Source organism: Agromyces flavus (assembly GCF_900104685.1).
Lineage (GTDB): Bacteria > Actinomycetota > Actinomycetes > Actinomycetales > Microbacteriaceae > Agromyces > Agromyces flavus.
This window is the reverse complement of the sequence record NZ_LT629755.1, coordinates 2,986,698-3,005,230: the sequence shown is the minus strand read 5'-3', so window position 1 is coordinate 3,005,230 and position 18,533 is coordinate 2,986,698. Positions and strand designations below refer to the sequence as shown.

Genomic DNA, 18,533 nt, shown 5'->3' with positions numbered 1-18,533 from the left:
GACGCCGCCAGGGACTCACTCGACCGTGGGCGCCTCGCCGAGCGGTTCGATCAGGCCGGGATCGGAGGGGTCGACGCGTCGCGAGTTGTTGACGCGTGGATCGACCTCGTACTCGGTGATGGTGGGCGCGACGCGATCGGACTGCGCGATGAGGAAGTCGACCATCGCCTGGGCGTCGGCGGGGGAGAGCTTGGCCGGGTCGAGGTAGTGGTCGACGGCGTCGAGCGGGAGGTACACCGGCATCCGGTCGTGGATCTCGCCCGACGCGTCGCGGGCCTCGCGCGTGATGATCGAGGTGGACACCTCCCAGGACCCGTCGTCGAGCTTGCGCGCGGTCGAGATGCCGGCGGCGGCGAGCAGCTCATCGGGCCCGTGCAGGTAGTGCGCGCGCTTCTTCCCGGGGTCGCCGGTCCATTCGTAGTAGCCCCGCATCGGGACGATGCACCGGCCGGACGCGAACGCGCCCTTCCACAGTCCGTTGGTCGCGACCGTCTCGATGCGGCTGTTGAACTGCGGTCGCTTGGACTCCTTCATGAAGGAGGGCTTGAAGTCCCAGCGCGCAGGCTCGACACGACGGACGAACTCGCCGGTGTCGGACTTCGCGCGCTCGCGGACGATCGGGACGGTGTCGGTCGGCGCGAGGCTGTACGACGGCCGCCAGTCGGCGAAGTCGTTCTCGGCGTCGAACACGGCCGTGAGGTCGTCGACCTGCTGGGAGACCACGAAGCGTCCGCACATGGAAGGCCCTCCGATCGGGATCGCTCGTAGCCTACGCCGCGCCTCCGACGCGGGTGCCGGCCTCGAATCGACTGATCCGGGAAAACGGATGCTGCGCTCCATATCGGTTCATGGATAGCTTTGTTCCACAGATCGGCTTCGCCGGAGGTCGCGGGTCGCACGAGGGTGTGCGGCCCGCCCGTCGGATGGGCATCGATCGGAGCAGAAACCGAGAAGAGAGGGCACCACCGATGATGAGAACCTCCCACCCACCGGTCCGATGGCGCAGACGAGCGCTCGCCGCGAGCGGGGCGCTGCTGCTCGGCGCGTCGTTGGTGACGGCGACGGCCGCCTCGGCAGAGGACGACCCGCGCGTCGGCCTCGGCGCGGGACTCCGAGATGCCGAGATGGCGACGAGCGGCGTCGAGTTCCTGCAGAACGTGCCCCTCCCGGCCGGCTTCACGATCAACTCCGACCTGGCGTTCACCGGCGACCACGCCATCGTCGGAAGCTACTCCGGCTTCCAGGTCTTCGACATCTCCGACCCGGCTGCGCCCGTCCTCGACACGGCGTTCGTGTGTCCGGGCGGCCAGGGCGACGTGTCGGTCCACGGCGACCTGCTGTTCATGTCGGTCGAGGCGACGAACGGGCGGATCGACTGCGGCACCCAGGGTGCGGCCGGCAGCGTCAACCCCGAGCGGTTCCGGGGCGTGCGCATCTTCGACATCAGCGACCTCTCGAACCCGCTGCAGCTGCCGGGCGTGCAGACCTGCCGTGGTTCGCACACGCACACGCTGGTGACCGACCCGGATGACGCGGAGAACGTGTACATCTACAACTCGGGCACCGCCGGCGTGCGCCCCGCGCTCGAGCTCGCGGGTTGCGAGAACGCCGCCCTCACGACCGAGCCCGTGACCTCCGGCAATCCGACGCAGTGGCGCATCGACGTCATCAAGGTGCCGCTCGCGTCGCCGGAGGACGCGGCGATCGTCAGCCAGCCCCGCATCTTCACCGACGTCGAGACCGGGGCGTTCAACGGCCTGCAGAACACGCTGCCGAACACCCAGCGTCATCCGAGCGGCGCGTTCTACAGCCCGACGCCGAACACCAACACCTGCCACGACGTCACGGCGTTCCCCGAGATCGGGCTCCTCGCGGGCGCGTGCCAGGGCAACGGCATCCTCGTCGACATCAGCGACCCGGTGAAGCCGGAGCGCATCGACGCGGTCGCCGACCCCAACTTCTCGTACTGGCACTCGGCGACGTTCAACAACGACGGCACGAAGGTCATCTTCACCGACGAATGGGGCGGCGGCACCGGAGCGCGCTGCCTGGCGGAGCATCAGCCCGAATGGGGTGCGAACGCGCTGTTCGACATCGTCGACGGCAAGCTCGAGTTCGCGAGCTACTACAAGCTCCCGGCTCCGCAGACGGCGCAGGAGAACTGCGTGGCGCACAATGGCTCGATCATCCCGGTCCCGGGCCGCGACATCATGGTGCAGGCCTGGTACCAGGGCGGACTGTCGATCATCGACTTCACCGACACGGCGGAGCCGATCGAGATCGCGTACCTCGACCGCGGTCCGGTGAGCGCCGGCGGCCTCACCCTCGGCGGGTACTGGTCGACCTACTGGTACAACGGCAACGTGCTCGGCAGCGAGATCGCGCGCGGCTTCGACACGGTCGAGCTCGCCGAGAGCGACTGGATGTCGGCGAACGAGATCGCCGCGGCGGGTGAGATCGTCCTCGACGAGTTCAACGCCCAGCACCAGGCGAGGCTCGTGCACGCGCCGAGCTTCGCGGTCGCCGGGTCGTACGTCGACCAGGCGGAGCGCGCCGGCACATTGAGCGACAAGGCGCTCGCGCAGGTGCGCACGCACCTCGCCGAGGCGCAGGTGCTCGTCGCCGACGGCTCGAGCAGCACGGCGATCGTCGCCCAGCTCGACAACGCCATCAAGAAGTCGGGCGCACCGGCTGATTCGGCCGTCGTCCAGGCGATCACCGAGCTGAAGGCCACCTTCAGCTGATCCGGCACCGAACGGCGATGCCCGGCGATCCGATGGTCGCTGGGCATCGTCGTGTCATGGCCCCGGGTGGGCCGCCCGGCGGGCTCCCGACCGGCGGTCAGGAGCTGTGCTCGGCGAGCATCGCCTGCATCCGCGTGATCTCGATGCCCTGGTCGCCCTCGACGTCACGTGCGAACCGGCCGATCTCCACCTCTTGGCCGCCGCCCGCGGACCAGAGGTCGGCCACCATCTCGAGCGCGCCCGCGTGGTGCTGGATCATGTACTCGAGGAACAGTCGCTCGAACTCCTCGCCCGACGACGCTTCGAGTCGCTCGAGCTGGTCTTCGGCGAGCATGCCGGGCATCGCGCCGCCGGCGTGATCGGCGTGATCACCGCGCAGCGGCGCGCCCCGGTCCTGCAGCCATCCGGCGATGAACTCGATCTCCGCCTCCTGGCTGAGGCGCATGCGCTCGGCGAGCAGTCGGATGTCGCGATCCTGCGTCCGATCGTCGACCCATCCGGTCATCGTGATGGCCTGATCGTGGTGCACGACCATCATCTGCATGAAGGCGACGTCGTCATCGGTGTGCTCAGGGCCCTCGACCGCGGCCGCCTCGTCGGGCGACAACGTGCGGTTGGGCTCGCCGGGGGCACCCAGCTGCACGGTCGGGCTCGTCGGCTCGGGTGCTCCCGATCCGGATGCGGTGCACGCACTCAATCCGAGCGCGAGTGCGACCGCCGTCGCGAGGACCAGGGGCCGTTCCACTGCCGTCATTCCACTCCTTCGTGTCCGCACCGACCTGCACGTCCATATAACGGGATCGGCGCCGCTCACGCCACCGCCACCGCAGCCCGACTCCCGGGGTGCATGATGAACCGCATGGCCTTCGGACTCCGCCCTGACGTGCTGCGCCCCGCCGACACCGAGCGAGCCCAACGGGTCACGTACGTCGAGCTGTTCTTCGACCTCGTCTTCGTGTTCGGGCTCAACCAGCTCGCCGCCTACCTGTACGAGAACCAGACCCCGCTCGGCGCCCTCGAGGGGGTCATCATGGTGATCGCGCTGTGGTGGGCGTGGGTGTCGACCACGTGGGTCACCAACTGGCTGGATCCGGTGAAACTGCCCGTGCGCGTCACGGTCATCGGCTTCACCTTCCTCGCGTTCCTCATGAGCGCCGCGATCGCCGAGGCCTTCGGAGATCGTGCCTGGACCTTCGCACTCGCGTACATCCTGCTGAAGCTCGGACGCGCGGTGTTCATGGTGTGGGCGACCTCACGCCACTCCGCCGACGTGTCGCACGACTTCGGCAACGTGCTCATCTGGGCGATCCCCGGCTCGGCGCTGTGGATCACCGGCGCGTTGCTGCCGTTGCCGCTGCAGCTGCCGTTCTGGGCTGCGGCACTGGGACTCGAGCTGACGGGCAGCATCCTGGGATACCCGGTGCCGGGTCGTGGGCGGATGGAGATCGGCCGGTGGGACGTCTCCGGGGCGCACATCGCCGAGCGCGCCGCGCTGTTCGTGCTCATCGCGCTCGGCGAGGGACTGCTCGTCACCGGATTCGAGTTCGCCTCGGAGGAGTCCTCGACCGAACGCGTCATCGCGGTGGTCGCCGCGTTCGTCGCGGCCGCCGCGTGCTGGTGGATCTACTTCGACCACGGCGAACGGATCGGCTCCGAGGCGATCGAGGCGGCCGACACGCCGGGTCGGATGGCGCGGACCGCGTACTCGTGGGTGCACCTGCTCATCGTGGCCGGCATCGTGCTGCTGGGCGTGGGCGACAAGGAGGTGCTCGGACACCCCCATGAGCAGAGCGTCGCCGCGGTCGTGACGGTGCTCGGCGGGCCGATGCTGTTCCTCGTGGGGACCGTGCTGTTCCGGCGCGTGCTCGAGCGCCGGTGGATCCGCGCACAGCTGGCCGGGATCGCGGGCGTCGTGATCGTCGCCGCGTTCAGCCCGTTCCTCGATCCGCTCTCGACGGGCTCCCTCGCCACGCTCGTGCTCGTCGCGACCGCGGCGGGTGAGACCGTCGAGCGGATGGCGCGCCGTGCGCCGGAGGGCGGCTGAGCCGTCCGTCGATCCCGGCGTGGGACGTTCGGGCCGAGTCAGCGGCCGCCGAACTCCTCGGCGTCGTCCTCGGGGTCGGCGACCTCCTCTGCGACGTAGCCGGTGTCGTCCTCGCCGACGCCCTCCTCCTCGAGCTCCTCCCAGAACTCGGATTCCGCGAGACGGCCCTTGTCGAATGGGCCCTCGAGCGGGTCGACGAAGCTGGTCATGGTGTCCCCTTTCACCTCGTGCCGACAGGCTAACCCCGGGGTGCACGCTCCGCACCCACTTCGTACCGGGCGCTCAGGACGTCGTCGCGACCGGTCCGCGCGGCAGTGCGAGGATTCGCTCGAACGCGGCATCCGCCTCGGGGTCGATGCGCTGGAGGTCGGGGTGCGCGTCGTAGAACTCGATGATCCGGTGGGCGCCCTCGTCGAACGTGATCGTGGTGCGGAAGTCGGGCACGATCGCCGTGACCTTGGCGTTGTCGAACACCATCGAATGCGCCTTGTCGCCGAGCAGGCCGGGGCCCCAGTCGGGGTGGACGGCTGCGATGGTCTCGGATGCCACGTGCACGAGCTGCGGCTCGTCGACGCCGGCGGCCTCGGCGAGCCATCCGTAGATCTGGTTCCAGGTCGGGGCGTGATCGCCCGTGATGTGGAAGGTGTCTCCGACGGCCCGCGGGTCGCCGAGGAGGCCCACGAACGCGACGGCGAAGTCGCCGTGGTGCGTGATGGTCCAGAGGCTGGTGCCGTCGCCGTGCACCACGACGGGCTTGCCGGCGCGCATCCGCGCGATGTCGGTCCAGTGGCCCGTCGTGGGCAGCAGGGTGCGGTCGTAGGTGTGCGACGGCCGCACGATCGTCGCGGGGAACCCGCGCTCGCGAACCGCGGCGACCAGCAGGTCCTCGCAGGCGATCTTGTCGCGCGAGTACTGCCAGAACGGGTTGACGAGCGGCGTCGACTCGGTCACCGGGAGCCGGCTCGGCGGTGTCTGATACGCCGACGCCGAGCTGATGAAGACGTACTGCCCGATGCGACCCTCGAAGAGGTCGAGGTCGGCCTGCACGTGCTCGGGCGTGAACGCGAGGAACTCGCACACGACGTCGAACTCGAGTTCGTCGGCCGTGCCGGCCGCGAGCGCCGCCCGCACCGAGTCGGGGTCGCGGATGTCTCCGACCACCTGTCGCACGTCGGCGGGCAGTGGTCGCAGGCTCGACGAACCGCCTCGGTTCAGCACGGTCACGTCGTGCCCGACCTCGACGGCGCGCGCGACGCACGCCGAGCTGATGACACCGCTGCCGCCGATGAACAGGATCCGCTTCGCGCTCATCGCACCATGCTGCCACGGTCGGTGGCCGAGCAGCGGGGTCGCTCGACCACCGCAGGCGTCAGGCGGCCGACCAGCCGCCGTCCGACGCGAGCACGACGCCGTTGATGTTGACGCCGTCATCGGAGAGCAGGAACGTGATCGACGCCGCCAGCGCCTCGGCCTCCGCGGCATCCGGCAGCACCGCCATCGCCTGGCGCACGCGCTGCGCACCCAGCGGCGACGCGAAGGTCGCCTCGATGTTGGTGATGGTCGGGCCGGGCGCGACGGCATTCACGCGCAGGCCGCTCGGGCCGTACATGAACGCGGTCGACTTCGTGAGACCCACGACGGCGTGCTTCGACGCCGTGTAGGCCACGCCGGCCGCAGAGCCTCGCAGGGCCGCCTCGGATGCGGTGTTGACGATCGACCCGTGCCCCTGCGCGAGCATGGCGGGCACGACCGCGCGCATGAGCTTCATCGTTCCGTCCACGTTGACGCGCATCACGCGCTCCCAGACGGCGTCGTCGAGCTCGCCGATGGGCGTCATGTCGTCCATGATCCCGGCGATGTTCGCGAGGCCGTCGACGCGGTCGCCGGCGGCGGCGACGATCTCGGCGACCTTGGCGTCGTCGGAGATGTCGGCGACGAGCGCGACGACCTCGGCGTCGGGGTGCTCGGCGGTGAAGTCGTCGAGGCGCTCCTGCGAGACGTCGACCGCGATCACGCGACCGCCTTCGCGCGCGATGCGCGAGGCCGTGGCGCGGCCGATGCCCGAACCGGCGCCCGTCACGATGACGGTCTTGCCGGTGAACCGGCCCTGGTCGATGCGCTCGGACCATTCGGGGCGCTCGACCGCAGCCGCGTCGGACGCGGCGGAGGCGTCGGCGTCGGATGCCGCGGATGCGGCGGTCGCGCCATCCGCCGCATCGGCCGCGGCCGGCACGTCGCCCGCGGCCGCCCGCGCGACGAGCCGGTCGACCAGCTCCTGCGAGAACTGGCCCTTGCTGAGCGTGACGAGCCGCTTGAGCGCGAGCCGGTGCACCGGGCGAAGTACGTCGGCGTCCTGGCCGGCCTGCGCGAGGAGGTCGCGGATGATCGGTCCGCCGACGGGATCGGCGAGCCAGGTCTTGATGGAGGAGTCGGCGGTGAGGGGGGTGGCGGTGCTCATCAGGGGTCCTTCTGGGAGGGGGGCGCCCCGCGGGCACGAGGCACCGGACAACCTTGTCCGGTAGTAACGTAACATCCGTGCCCGAGAGTCGGAAGGACCGAGGTCCCGCCCTGCGCAAGCCCAACCTCGGGCCGAGCGCGGGTCCGGCGAACCGCCGAGCGCTCATCGCCGCAGCCCGCGAGATCTTCGCCGAGGACGGCCTCGCCGCCCCCTTCTCGGCGGTCGCGAAGCGCGCCGGCGTCGGGCAGGGGAGCCTGTACCGCCACTTCCCCGATCGGCTCGCCCTCGCGATCGCCGTCTTCGACGCCAACGTCGACGAGCTCGAAGCCGCCGTGGCCGATTCGGCGACGCCGCTCGACGACCTGCTCGATCGCGTGATCGCGCAGGCACTCGTCTCGACAGGACTCATCGACCTCATCCAGGCCCACCCGCACGATCCGCGCGTCGAGCGGCTCGGCGCACGCGTGCAGGCGATCACCGCGACCGCCGTCGAGCGCGAGCGCGCCGCAGGACGCCTCGGCGACCACGTCGAGGCCGCCGACGTGCTGCTCGCGATCTCGATGCTCGCCGGGGTGCTCGGCCGAACCGATGCCGCCGACCGCCCGGTCACGGCGCGACGCGCGTGGGCGCTCTTCCACGCGGCGTTCGCGCCGCGTGCTGCGGACCCGGCGGTCGACTAGGGACGAACCCGCCGGCGATCCGACGCCGCGAGCGACACGCGTCAAGCCCGTCCGGGAAGCCCGGTTCGCGCGATAGCGTCGCGATGTGGGGCGCCATCGCGATCGACGGGCCCGGCGCGTGGACCCGCGGCCGCGTCAGCTGTCGCGCGCGGCCGCCGCAGCCGGCCTGTTCGTCGTGGCACTCGCGATGACCGGATGCACCGGCGCGGCCGACCAGGTCGCCGATGCGATCGACCAGGCCGTCGCCGCGACCGCCACCGCGGGCCTCGCGCTCGAGCAGGATGCCGACGGCCGGACCTTCCGGCCGACCGCGCTCACGGCCGCCGAGGATGCACGCCGCGAGGCGGCCGACGCGGCCCGCACGGTCGCGATGCTGGACGTCGCCGACCAGACCGAGGCGGGCCGTCGCTCGGAGGCGCTCGACGCGCTCGACGAGACCGTGCGTGCGCTCGACGCGGCGGTGGACGCGCTCGGCGGCGTGGGGGACACCGCCGAGGCCGCCGACCGGGTCGCCGCGGCGGAGGACGCACTGCGTGCGCTCACCCGCGAGGGCCGCCCGTGAGCCGGATCTTCGCCGTCGCGCTCGGCATCCTCACGGCGATCGGCGGCTTCGTCGACATCGGGGACCTCGTCACGAACGCCGTCGTCGGGTCGCGGTTCGGGCTGGGCCTCGCGTGGGTGGTCATCGTCGGCGTCATCGGCATCTGCGTGTACGCGCAGATGTCGGGCCGGGTCGCGGCGGTGAGCGGGCGTGCGACGTTCGAGGTGATTCGCGAGCGCCTCGGCCCGAGGGCGGGCCTCGCGAATCTCGCCGCGTCGTTCCTCATCACGCTGCTCACGGTCACGGCTGAAGTCGGCGGCGTCGCCCTCTCACTGCAGCTCGCAACCTCCGTCGGACCGGGATGGTGGATCCCCGTCGCCGCCTTCGGCGTGTGGATCGTGGTGTGGCGCGCGAAGTTCAGCCTGCTCGAGAACGTCACCGGGCTCCTGGGGCTCGCACTGATCGCGTTCGGGGTCGCGCTGTTCATGCTCTCGCCCGACTGGGGAGCGCTGCTCGACCAGGCGATTCGGCCGACGGTCCCCGACAGCGAGCCGGTCGCGACGTACTGGTTCTACGCCGTCGCGCTGTTCGGTGCCGCGATGACGCCCTACGAGGTGTTCTTCTTCTCCTCCGGCGCGGTCGAGGAGGGCTGGACGCGCAAGGACCTCGCCACGTCGCGCGCCAACGTGCTCGTCGGCTTCCCCCTCGGCGGCCTGCTCTCGCTCGCGATCGCCGGCTGCGCAGCGGTGGTGCTGCTGCCGCAGTCGATCGGGGTCACCTCGCTCAGCCAGGTGGTGCTGCCCGTCGCCGAGGCCGGCGGGATGCTGCTCCTGAGCTTCGCGATCGTCGGCATCCTGGCCGCGACCTTCGGCGCCGCGCTCGAGACCACGCTCTCGACGGGCTACACGCTCGCGCAGTACCTCGGATGGTCGTGGGGCAAGTTCCGGCGTCCAGCCCAGGCGGCGCGGTTCCACGTGGCCATGATCGTGGTGCTGCTGATCGCGATCGGCATCCTGGCCACCGGGGTCGATCCCATCGCCGTGACCGAGATCTCCGTCGTGTTCTCGGCGGTCGCGCTCCCGCTCACGTACCTCCCGATCCTCCTCGTCGCGAACGACCCCGAGTACATGGGCGAGCACGTGAACGGCCGCGGCATGAACGCGATCGCGATGGTGTACCTCGTCATCATCCTGGTGGCGGCGCTCGCCGCCATCCCACTGCTGATCGTGACGGGAGCGGGCGCATGAGCGAGCGGATGCCGCGGCCGGCGGGGCGCGTGATCGACGCGCAGCTGCACCTGCTCGACCGGCAGATCCTCGACCGCGACGGGGTGCCGGTGTCGGTCGTCTCCGACGTCGAGCTCGCGGGGGTCGAGCCGGGGGCCGCGATCGCGCCGGATGCCGCGCCACCGACGATCGCCGACCTGCTCGTCGGCATCGAGCTGCCCACCCGCATCTTCGGCGGAAGCCCACCGGCGTCGCGTCGCATGCGGATCCCGTGGCGCCTCGTCTCCGGCGTCGGGACGGTGCTGCACGTGGGAGTCGCGGGTGACCGGCTCGACGCGACCTGGGTCGAGCGCTGGGTCAGCGAGCACGTGATCGGACGCATCCCGGGAGGGCGACATGATCCTGAGTGAGGTGCTCGGGGCCGAGGTCGTCGACGAGTCCGGCGCGCACATCGGCGCGGTCGTCGACGCGCGCTTCGCCCTCGACGGCGCGCCCGGGCAACTGCTCGCCGAGCCGCGCCTGGTCGGCCTGCTCGTGAGCCCACGCAGCCGCGCGTCGATGTGGGGGTACGAGCGCACCGACGTCAACGCGCCCTGGCCCATCGCGCACTACCTGCGCCGGGTGCATCGCGGGCTGTTCCTCGCGGCCTGGCACGACGTCGCGATGATCGACGTCCAGCGCGTCGTGCTCCGCGACGGGTTCGAGCGTCACGACCCGCGGTTGCGGACGGCCTCCCAGGGGTCGTAGTCGACGAGCAGCGGCTCCTGTTCGGGTCGCTGCCCCTCGGGTACGTGCTGCAGGTTCACGCGCACCCGGTACCAGAGCGAGCTCGACCCGCGCATGCCGTCGACCATCACGTCGGCCGGGGACAGGTGTCCGACGACACCGGCGTGCGCGGCCTTCCAGCGGTCGAGCGCCTCGAGCGCCTCGGGCTTGGTCTCGGTCCGCGCGACCTCGATGAGCGGCATCGACGACTGCCGTCGTCCCGACCCGTCGCCCGAGCCGCGCGGCGCCTTCTCGGCCGGACCGAGCTCGTCCGCGAGCCGGAGCAGCCCGTCGAGGCGACCGACGGCGTCGTCGATCCCCGCGTGCGGATCGCCGAGCTCGGCGTAGCGCTCGAGCACGGTGGTGACCGTGAACTCCTCGGGTCGCCGCGTGGGCACCTCGCTCCAGTCGAGCGGGGTCGAGACGCGCGCGTCGGGCAGGGGCCGCACGGAGTACGCCGACGCGACGGTGCGGTCCTTGGCGTTCTGGTTGAAGTCGACGAACACGCTCTCGCCGCGCTCCTCCTTCCACCACCGCGCCGTCGCGAGGCCGGGCGCTCGCCGTTCGATCTCGCGTGCGAGCGTCTCGGCCGCGAGGCGGACCTCGGAGTACGTCCAGTCGGGCGCGATGCGCACGAGCAGGTGCATGCCGCGCGACCCGGACGTCTTGGGCCAGCCGACGAGCCCGTGGTCCTCGAGCACGTCGCGCGCGATCATGGCTACGTCGACGATCTGCGACCAGTCCACGCCCGGCATCGGGTCAAGGTCGACCCGGAGCTCATCGGGGTGGTCGAGGTCCTCGGCGCGCACCGGGTGCGGGTTGAGGTCGAGGCATCCGAGGTTCACGACCCACGCGAGCCCGGCGGCATCCCGCACCACCGCCTCCTCGGCCGACGTGCCGCGCGCGTAGTGGAGCGTCGCGGTGTCGATGAAGTCGGGATGGTTCTCGGGCACGCGCTTCTGGAAGAAGGGCTCCTGGGCGATGCCCTTGACGAATCGCTTGAGCACCATCGGTCGACCGCCCGCGCCGCGCAGGGCCCCGTCGGCCACGGCGACGTAGTAGCGCACGAGGTCGAGCTTGGTCAGGCCCGGTTCGGGGAAGACGACCTTGCCCGGATGGCTCACGCGGACGTCGTGGCCCCCGATCTCGAGGACCTCCGCGTCATCCTTGGCGGCCGCCACGACACCACACTATGGGGTCACCGTGGTCGAGGTCACGGGGATCGCCGTCTCCCGAGCGGTGACTTGCAGCGGATCCTCCCCCTCCGCGTCCGCCTGCAGGGCGACGTCGGGGCTCGACACGCGCAGCTGCAGCAGGATGGCCGCCGAGAGGCACGCCGCGCCGAGCAGTGCGAGCAGCGCGCCGAGTGGCGAGGCATCGCCGCCGCCGAGTCCGAGCGTGCCGGCGAGGTCGAGGCCGAGGCCCACCCACCACAGCAGGAAGCTCGTGGCGTGGGCCAGCACGAGGCCACCGGTCACCGCCTCATACGGTGTCACGACGGCGAACGGCGCATCCACCGCACCGGAACGGCTCCGTTCGCGGCGCTGCTCGGAGACGCCGAGCCCGATGAGGGTGTACCCCCCGACCGCGGCCGCCAGCGCGAGCATGATCAGGAACGGCGATTCGGATGCGCCCGACCACTCCGCGAGGATCGGCAGGGCGACCGCGATCGCAACGGCGAGAGCGCGCCGCGACGGGCTCGGCGAGCCCGAGGTCGCGAGCAGGTAGGCACCGAGCGGGAGCGCGATCCACACGGCAGCGAAGCCGAGCGCGTCGGTGGCCGCCTGGACCACGGACCGCCACGCCGGCGATGCGATGCCCGGGATCGCGAGGCCGACCGAGACGCAGGTCGCCGCGAGGATCACCGCCACGGCGAGGAAGGAGACGCCGGCGCGAGCGTGCCGGTTGACGAAGGGCGCGTGCAGCGGCATCCGTGTCATGGCGACCTCATTCCGTGGCGGGCGGCGAGTCCCGATGGCTCACCATGGCACGGTCGACGTGGGGCGGAATGGGGGTTGCGCTGCGCCGGCCGGTCTGAGTCGGTTCAGCGGGCGGCGTCGGCGTGCGCGGCCGGGGACTCGGCCGGGCGGTGCACTCGCGCGTGAGCCCACGGGTGCAGCACGTCGAGCTGCACGAGCACGGCGGCGAGTTCGGCGATGCCGAGGACGAAGTAGGTCGCCTGCAGGAAGCTGAAGGGGATGTAGATCATCTGCACGAAGATCCAGACGAGCACGCCGAACGCGGCCACCGCCGAGGCGAGCATCGCCCACCGCATGCGTCGGGCCACCATCACGAACGCCGCGACGTGGGTGCCGCCCACGACGACGAGCAGCGCGAGTCCCGGCACGACGAACGACGTGAACGGCGAGCCCTCCAAATAGGACTGGGGGATCGCCATGGGCGAGTCGCTCCAGTCGAACACCGATCCGGCGATGAGCGCCGCGCCGCCGAGCGCCGACGTCACGGCGACGAAGGCCTGGACGAAGAGCAGCGTCCCGCGCGCGATGCGCTGCGGAGTCATCGGAGTCCCCTTCCGCCGTCGCCGGGTCGACTCCAGCGTTCCGCACCGCGACCGGCTGGATCGGGCCGAAGGTCACTCGGTCAGCGCGCCGCGTCGCCGCGCTCGGCCTCGCCCATCCATCCCTCCTCGCCGTCGGGGAGCACGATGCCGCCCGACTGCTCGACCTCGAGCATCATCGCGTCGACGGCATCCGGGCTGGACACCTGGGTGACGGCGTCGTCGACATGCAATCGCATCGGGATGGTGGGGTGCAGCCACACGGTCGACCGCCCGAAGCCGGCCTCCGACCAGGACAGCGTCAATCCGAGTCCCGCCTCGAGGCGCCGCTCGAGCACGACCTTCAGGTTCGCGAGCGTGTCGTCGTCGATCCGGATCGGATACTGCGCGTCGCTGTAGTACAGCGTTCCCATCGTCGTCCATCCCTCACTTCCGCATGGCGATCCGCATGCGATCCATCGGCAACGCGGGGATGTGCCGGAGGCTGATGCGCAGGTCCTGTTCGGGCACCTCGAACGGCCGGGATGCGGCGAGGCGCGCGAAACGGGCGGTGAGGGCGATGGTCGCCGCCTCACCCGGGCAGCGATGGCCCGTCGCGGCCGCCCCGCCGCCCTGCGGCACGAGGGTGTTCGGGTCGCCGTCCCACGCCTCGAACCGCTCCGGGAGGAAGCGGCGCGGCTCCTCCCAGATCCGGCGGTCGTGGTTCGTCGCGTAGAGGTCGAGGATGGCACGGTCGCCGGGTTCGAACCGCCGCTCGCGCCACTCGAACGAGCGTCGCACGGTGCCCGAGATGACCGGGAAGAACGGGTAGAAGCGGCGCACCTCGTTCGCGAACCGGCCTGCCGCCTCGGGGTCGTCGTCGAGCCGGGCCCGCCAGGCGGGGTGCGTGTGCATCGCGTGGACGGCGAACACCAGGAAGCGGCTGATCGCGACGATCGGCCGGAGCAGGTTGAGCACCTCGACGGCAGCGACCTCTTCGGGCAGCGGCGCGTCGTGGTGGTCGCCGGCGTCGGCGATCGTGCGGATGGCGGTGTGCGAGGCGGTCTCGATGTGCCCGGCGCGCACGTCGGCGATGAGGTGCGCGGCCCACGCCTCCGCCCGCCGACGTCGTGCGCGGGCGATCCAGTTGACCGGGCCGACGGCCGAGGCCGCGTCGACCATGGCGGCGAGCCGACCCGCGAGTTCGCGGTCGTCGACGGTGCCGGCGGGCACGCCGGCCCACGCGAGCGCCGTGCGCGTGAGCACGAGGTTGCCCACGTCGTAGAGCGGCACGGTCTGCCCGGCGTGTTCGGCGCGCACCTTGGCCCATTCGCGGTCGAACTCGTCGACGAGGCGGTCCACGTTCGGCTCGTCGAGCATGCGCATGAACATGGACTTGCGGTGCTCGTGCGCCGGACCCTCGAGCGTCTGAACGCTGCCCTCGTCCTGCAGCAGGTGCTGCACCGACGTCGGAATCGCGCGCTCGCGCGAGAACCGGTCGCCTCCGTAGAAGACGGATGCCGCATCCCGCCCGTACATCACCACGCCCCCGATCCCACCGAGCCGGGCGTCGTACGCGTCCGTCGCGAGATCACGGAAGCGGCGGGTACCGTACAGGTACCCGCTGCGGAGGAAGGCGATCGTGTCGTCCGGTGCCGGCGACCGACCGATCGCCCGGTCGGACTCGCTCACCATCCCACGGTAGGCCGACGCCTCGCCATCGGGCCACGGGGTTGACCGCGGCCTGCGCACCCCGCAAGGGGTCACGCCGATGCGGCGTCCGCCTCGTCGTCCGCCTCCGGCTCGCCCAGCAGCACGGCGGGCGTCCGGGCCGGTGGCACCGTGCGGAATCCCACGAGCCGGTGCGATCCGTCGCAGAACGGCCGGATGCCGGATGCGCCGCAGCGGCAGAGCGCGATCGTGCGGCGGTGTCGTTCGACCGGGTCGCCGTGCTCGTCGACGAGCTCGATCGGGCCGCGGACGATGAGCGGCCCGTCGGGGCACGCGGTGATGGTCGTCTGGGTCATGGGAGCGGCATCCGCAGGGCCGATTCGCCGCGTTCGAACGCGGCACGGACCCCGCCCCAGAATCGCCCGTCGATGGTGAGGCAGGCGGAGGCGCCGAACAGCAGGTCGTCGACGAGCGCCGGCTCGGTCTCGGCGAGCCCGCCGGCGAGATCGCGTGCGGCCAGCTGCTCGTGCACGGCATCGGCTTCGACGTGCTCGTCGAAGTAGTCGATCACGTCGGCCGGGAACCCGAGGCGACGCAAGCCGCGCGCGTAGGCGCGGCACGGCTGCGTCGAGGTCATCTCGTAGGCGGCGAGGTGGCCGACGATGGCGCCCCGCCATCGTCGATGCAGGCCGAAGAGCGACATGAGGTTCATCGAGGTGTAGGCGCGCGCGGGCACGTGGTCGGCGTAGGCGCCGTAGCGGTCGTCGAGGCCCGCGGCGCGCAGCGCGGCGGCGAAGAGCTCGGCGTGCTGGCGCTCGGGCCGTCCGCCGCCGTACTCGTCGGCCTGGATCTCGACCAGGGCGACCTTCGCCCGGCCGTGCAGGCGCGGGATCGTCCACGAATGCGGGTCGGCCTCCTTCAGCGTGTAGATGCTGCGGCAGGCGAGCACTTCCCGCACCTGGTCGGCCGTCGCGTCGGTCTCGACCCACGCCGAGAGGCCGGGGGAGTCGTCGCGCGACACGAGTTCGACGAGCGCCTCGGGTACGCCGCGCGTCGCCGAGGGCTGCGGCACGGTGCGCCGGAGGGCGAGCTCGAACGCGCGCTCCAGGTCGAGTCGCACCTTGAGCAGGCGGGGCTCCCACTCCCACGCGTCGGGCACGCCCTCGATGCCGCCGTAGTGCAGCTCGTACAGCAGGAACAGGGCGAGCTGGATGTCGTCGTCGTCGAGCACGTCCTTGGCCCGCGCGAGCGCCCCCGTCGCGCTCGCCTCGACGAGGTCGAGCCCGGCGAGCCGCGTGTGCCGCATGAGCCGGATGAGGGCCGCACTGAGCGGGCCGCGCGGCTCGGGAGTCGCCATCGGTCGCATCGGGTCGAGGGTGTCGTCGTCGTGCTCCGTCGCGGTGGGCCCGGTCGCCCGGGGACCCTCCGGCTCGACGGGGATCGGAGCGTCGGTCAACGTCACGGTCGGTGCCTCCTCGCGTTCCGCGTGTTCTCAACCTACGTCGCGGCGGGCGGGAACGGCAGGGGCTTGACGGTCGAGGGCCCGGCGACCGATCGTCAGCCTGCTGCGGAGCGAGCTGCCGCGGTGGCGAGCGCCTGCTCGAGGTCGCGCGCCAGGTCGTCGACGTGCTCGAGGCCGACGGAGAGCCGGATGAGCCCCTCGGGTATGGTCGCCGCCTCGGCGGCCCAGCGGCGGCGACGCTCGAGCTGCGACTCGACGCCGCCGAGGCTCGTGGAGTGCACCCACACCCGGGTCGCCTCGGCGACGCGCTCCGCGGCATCCGCCCCGCCCGCGACCACGATCGAGATGATCGCGCCGAAGCCGGGGTAGCGGAGCTCGTCGAGCGCGGGGTTGCCCGCGAGGCGGTCGACGAGCGCTTGCGCGGTGGCCTGCGCCCGCTCGAGTCGGACCGGAAGGGTGCGGAGTCCGCGAAGCGCGAGGAAGCTCTCCATCGGACCGGGGATGGCGCCGTGGAGGCGTCGGCGACCCTCGACGCGGTCGCGCAGCGCCTCGTCTCGCGCGATCACCGCACCCATGATGACGTCGCTGTGGCCCGAGATCGACTTGGTGGCGGAGTGGACGACGAGGTCGGCGCCGTCGTCGAGCGGGCGCTGGAGGAGCGGGGTCGCGAACGTGTTGTCGACCGCGAAGAGCGCACCCGCGGCACGCGCGGCCCGGCCGATCGCGGGGAGGTCGGCCACCTCGAGCGCGGGGTTGGTGGGCGACTCGATCCAGACGAGGTCGGCCCCCGCCGCGGCATCCGTCACCGCCCCCGTCTCGGTCACGTCGACGAGCCGCACGGTGGCATCGCGCGACGCGGCGAGGTCGTCGAGCAGGCCGATGGTGCCCGTGTACGAGTGGCGCGGCGCGACGACCGTCCCCCCGGTCGGCACGAGGTCGAGCACCGCCGAGATCGCCGCCATGCCCGACGCGAACGACACGCAGCGGCCGCCCTCGAGGGCGCCGAGCGCGGCCTCGAACGCCTCCCACGAGGGATTGCCGTACCGCCCGTAGGCGGCGGGACCGCCGGCGTGGTACGTCGACGCGAGGTGCACCGGCGTGCTCATCGGGCCGTCGGGATCGCGGCTCGGCCGGCCGACGTGCACCGCGAGCGTGTCGGGGTGCAGCCCTGAGTGCTGGTCGTCGGTCTCGCGGTCGACGGATGGCTCGTGCGCGGCGGTCATGGTGGTGCTCCTCGATTCGCGGGCGTCCCTCGATCCTCGCACTCACGGCGGCGGGTGACTGCAGCTGGGCGAGGATCGACGCCATGCCACTCCCGTTCCAGCAGTGAACAGGTGGAAAGGTATCCGCCGGATACTTTTCCACCGCATTCTCAAGAGGAGAACCGTGCACGGAAGGGCGACAGGGTGCGACTTGGAAGTCAGGGCGATCTGCGGTATCCGGCCCGGACCACGGCGGCGGGTGACGGCGGGAGGGCGCACACTGGAGGGGTGACCCCCGATCTCGTGCTCGACTGGCGTGCGCCGCACGAGACCCACGTCGCGCAGACGATCGGCGTGCTGCGGCGCGGGCCGGGTGATCCGACCTTCGCGCTCGGCGCCGACGGCGCGGTGTGGCGCACGACGCTGACCCCCGCGGGGGCCGCCACCGTGCGCATCGTCCAGCGCGCGCCCGACCTCGTGCGCGTCGAAGCGTGGGGCCCGGGCGCCGAGGCGGCGATCGCCGCCGCGCCGTCGATGCTCGGCGAACGCGACGACACCACCGGGTTCCGCACGGGCGTCGAGGTGCTCGACGACGCGCACCGACGCAACCCGGGGCTCCGAGTGCCGCGCACCGCGCGGGTCATGGAGTCGCTCGTGCCGGCGATCCTCGAGCAGAAGGTCATCACGCTGCAGGCGCACGCGTCGTGGCGCAGGCTCGTCCTGCGGTTCGGCTCGGCCGCGCCGGGCCCGGTGCCCCGGCCGATGCGGGTCGTGCCGTCGGCGAGCGGATGGCGCGCCATCCCGGTCTGGGAATGGCATCGCGCGGGCGTCGACCCGAAGCGGGCCGCGACAATCCAGCGCGTCGCCGCCTACGCCGACCGCATCGAGGAGGCGGCCGACCTGCCGCACGCCGAGGCGAGCGCACGACTCACGTACTTCGCGGGCATCGGCGCGTGGACCGCGGCCGAGGTGGCGCAGCGCGCGCTCGGCGACCCCGACGCGGTCTCGGTCGGCGACTACCACCTCGCCGGGTACGTCGGCCACGCGCTCCACGGCCGCGACATGAACGACGCCGAGATGCTCGAGGCGCTCGCGCCGTGGGCGGGGCAGCGGTATCGCGTCATCCGCCTGATCATGGCCGCGGGCCTGCGCGGGCGTCCGCGGCGCGGCGCGCGCATGGCGTTCGTCGACCACACCGCCCACTGACCGCCGCGCGAGGCCTCGAGTGACCTTCGGCCCGGCA

Annotated in this window: 21 protein-coding genes; 8 read left to right on the top strand and 13 right to left on the bottom strand. The window is 71.9% G+C overall.

Annotation, left to right across the window (positions count from 1 at the left end; all coding sequences use genetic code 11):
- Positions 1–15: 15 nt before the first annotated feature.
- Positions 16–738, bottom strand: coding sequence for an SOS response-associated peptidase (locus BLT99_RS14205; protein WP_092673819.1), 723 nt, complete (start codon positions 736–738; stop codon positions 16–18).
- 230 nt (positions 739–968) lie between these two features.
- Between BLT99_RS14205 and BLT99_RS14200 the strand changes: the two genes are divergently transcribed.
- A complete protein-coding gene (locus BLT99_RS14200) occupies positions 969–2,744 on the top strand; it encodes an LVIVD repeat-containing protein (RefSeq protein ID WP_197675500.1) in 1,776 nt (591 codons plus the stop codon).
- Between the two features lie 97 nt (positions 2,745–2,841).
- On the opposite strand, the gene BLT99_RS14195 is transcribed toward BLT99_RS14200, so the two are convergent.
- Positions 2,842–3,498, bottom strand: a complete 657-nt coding sequence (locus BLT99_RS14195; protein ID WP_092673816.1) for a DUF305 domain-containing protein — start codon at positions 3,496–3,498, stop codon at positions 2,842–2,844.
- 105 nt (positions 3,499–3,603) lie between these two features.
- On the opposite strand from BLT99_RS14195, the gene BLT99_RS14190 reads away from it, so the two are divergent.
- Positions 3,604–4,788 (top strand): low temperature requirement protein A, encoded by a 1,185-nt coding sequence (locus BLT99_RS14190; protein WP_157675003.1) that lies wholly within the window; start codon positions 3,604–3,606, stop codon positions 4,786–4,788.
- A 38-nt stretch (positions 4,789–4,826) separates the two neighbouring features.
- Here BLT99_RS14190 and BLT99_RS17675 read toward each other — a convergent pair whose 3' ends face one another.
- The 3 genes from BLT99_RS17675 to BLT99_RS14180 form a co-directional block, all read right to left on the bottom strand.
- The gene (locus tag BLT99_RS17675; RefSeq protein WP_157675002.1) at positions 4,827–4,997 is read right to left on the bottom strand and encodes a hypothetical protein; all 171 of its coding nucleotides are present in this window, start codon (positions 4,995–4,997) and stop codon (positions 4,827–4,829) included.
- Between the two features lie 73 nt (positions 4,998–5,070).
- Positions 5,071–6,099 (bottom strand): SDR family oxidoreductase, encoded by a 1,029-nt coding sequence (locus BLT99_RS14185; protein ID WP_092673810.1) that lies wholly within the window; start codon positions 6,097–6,099, stop codon positions 5,071–5,073.
- Between the two features lie 58 nt (positions 6,100–6,157).
- On the bottom strand, positions 6,158–7,246 hold the full coding sequence (locus BLT99_RS14180) for an SDR family NAD(P)-dependent oxidoreductase (protein ID WP_092673807.1): 1,089 nt from the start codon (positions 7,244–7,246) through the stop codon (positions 6,158–6,160).
- A gap of 77 nt (positions 7,247–7,323) precedes the next feature.
- On the opposite strand from BLT99_RS14180, the gene BLT99_RS14175 reads away from it, so the two are divergent.
- From BLT99_RS14175 to BLT99_RS14155, 5 genes are all read left to right on the top strand, one after another.
- Positions 7,324–7,926, top strand: coding sequence for a TetR/AcrR family transcriptional regulator (locus BLT99_RS14175; protein WP_166670866.1), 603 nt, complete (start codon positions 7,324–7,326; stop codon positions 7,924–7,926).
- Between the two features lie 118 nt (positions 7,927–8,044).
- Positions 8,045–8,488 carry a hypothetical protein gene (locus tag BLT99_RS14170; protein WP_092673800.1) on the top strand — a complete coding sequence of 148 codons (444 nt, stop codon included), beginning with the start codon at positions 8,045–8,047 and terminating at the stop codon, positions 8,486–8,488.
- Positions 8,485–9,714 carry an NRAMP family divalent metal transporter gene (locus BLT99_RS14165; RefSeq protein WP_092673797.1) on the top strand — a complete coding sequence of 410 codons (1,230 nt, stop codon included), beginning with the start codon at positions 8,485–8,487 and terminating at the stop codon, positions 9,712–9,714. Before BLT99_RS14170 ends, BLT99_RS14165 begins: the two co-directional genes overlap by 4 nt.
- Positions 9,711–10,103, top strand: coding sequence for a hypothetical protein (locus BLT99_RS14160; RefSeq protein ID WP_092673794.1), 393 nt, complete (start codon positions 9,711–9,713; stop codon positions 10,101–10,103). Before BLT99_RS14165 ends, BLT99_RS14160 begins: the two co-directional genes overlap by 4 nt.
- Entirely contained in the window at positions 10,090–10,440 is a 351-nt protein-coding gene (locus BLT99_RS14155; protein ID WP_092673791.1) for a hypothetical protein, read from the top strand. The genes BLT99_RS14160 and BLT99_RS14155 overlap by 14 nt, the downstream gene beginning before the upstream one ends.
- Here BLT99_RS14155 and BLT99_RS14150 read toward each other — a convergent pair.
- From BLT99_RS14150 to BLT99_RS14115, 8 genes are all read right to left on the bottom strand, one after another.
- Entirely contained in the window at positions 10,401–11,639 is a 1,239-nt protein-coding gene (locus BLT99_RS14150) for a DNA polymerase domain-containing protein (protein WP_092673788.1), read from the bottom strand. The two genes, BLT99_RS14155 and BLT99_RS14150, sit on opposite strands and share 40 nt — an antisense overlap.
- 9 nt (positions 11,640–11,648) lie before the next feature.
- Positions 11,649–12,398 carry a hypothetical protein gene (locus BLT99_RS14145; RefSeq protein ID WP_133988366.1) on the bottom strand — a complete coding sequence of 250 codons (750 nt, stop codon included), beginning with the start codon at positions 12,396–12,398 and terminating at the stop codon, positions 11,649–11,651.
- Between the two features lie 104 nt (positions 12,399–12,502).
- On the bottom strand, positions 12,503–12,979 hold the full coding sequence (locus BLT99_RS14140; RefSeq protein ID WP_188434364.1) for a hypothetical protein: 477 nt from the start codon (positions 12,977–12,979) through the stop codon (positions 12,503–12,505).
- Positions 12,980–13,059: 80 nt separating this feature from the next.
- Entirely contained in the window at positions 13,060–13,389 is a 330-nt protein-coding gene (locus BLT99_RS14135; RefSeq protein ID WP_092673782.1) for a DUF7882 family protein, read from the bottom strand.
- Positions 13,390–13,402: 13 nt separating this feature from the next.
- A complete protein-coding gene (locus tag BLT99_RS14130) occupies positions 13,403–14,647 on the bottom strand; it encodes a cytochrome P450 (RefSeq protein WP_133988368.1) in 1,245 nt (414 codons plus the stop codon).
- Positions 14,648–14,718: 71 nt separating this feature from the next.
- Positions 14,719–14,982 carry a CDGSH iron-sulfur domain-containing protein gene (locus BLT99_RS14125; protein WP_092673776.1) on the bottom strand — a complete coding sequence of 88 codons (264 nt, stop codon included), beginning with the start codon at positions 14,980–14,982 and terminating at the stop codon, positions 14,719–14,721.
- Positions 14,979–16,088, bottom strand: coding sequence for an iron-containing redox enzyme family protein (locus BLT99_RS14120; protein WP_308208992.1), 1,110 nt, complete (start codon positions 16,086–16,088; stop codon positions 14,979–14,981). The genes BLT99_RS14125 and BLT99_RS14120 overlap by 4 nt, the downstream gene beginning before the upstream one ends.
- A 95-nt stretch (positions 16,089–16,183) precedes the next feature.
- A complete protein-coding gene (locus BLT99_RS14115) occupies positions 16,184–17,311 on the bottom strand; it encodes a trans-sulfuration enzyme family protein (protein WP_092673773.1) in 1,128 nt (375 codons plus the stop codon).
- A gap of 267 nt (positions 17,312–17,578) precedes the next feature.
- Here BLT99_RS14115 and BLT99_RS14110 point away from each other — a divergent pair, with 267 nt between their 5' ends.
- Positions 17,579–18,496 carry a DNA-3-methyladenine glycosylase family protein gene (locus BLT99_RS14110; protein WP_092673770.1) on the top strand — a complete coding sequence of 306 codons (918 nt, stop codon included), beginning with the start codon at positions 17,579–17,581 and terminating at the stop codon, positions 18,494–18,496.
- Positions 18,497–18,533: the final 37 nt, after the last annotated feature.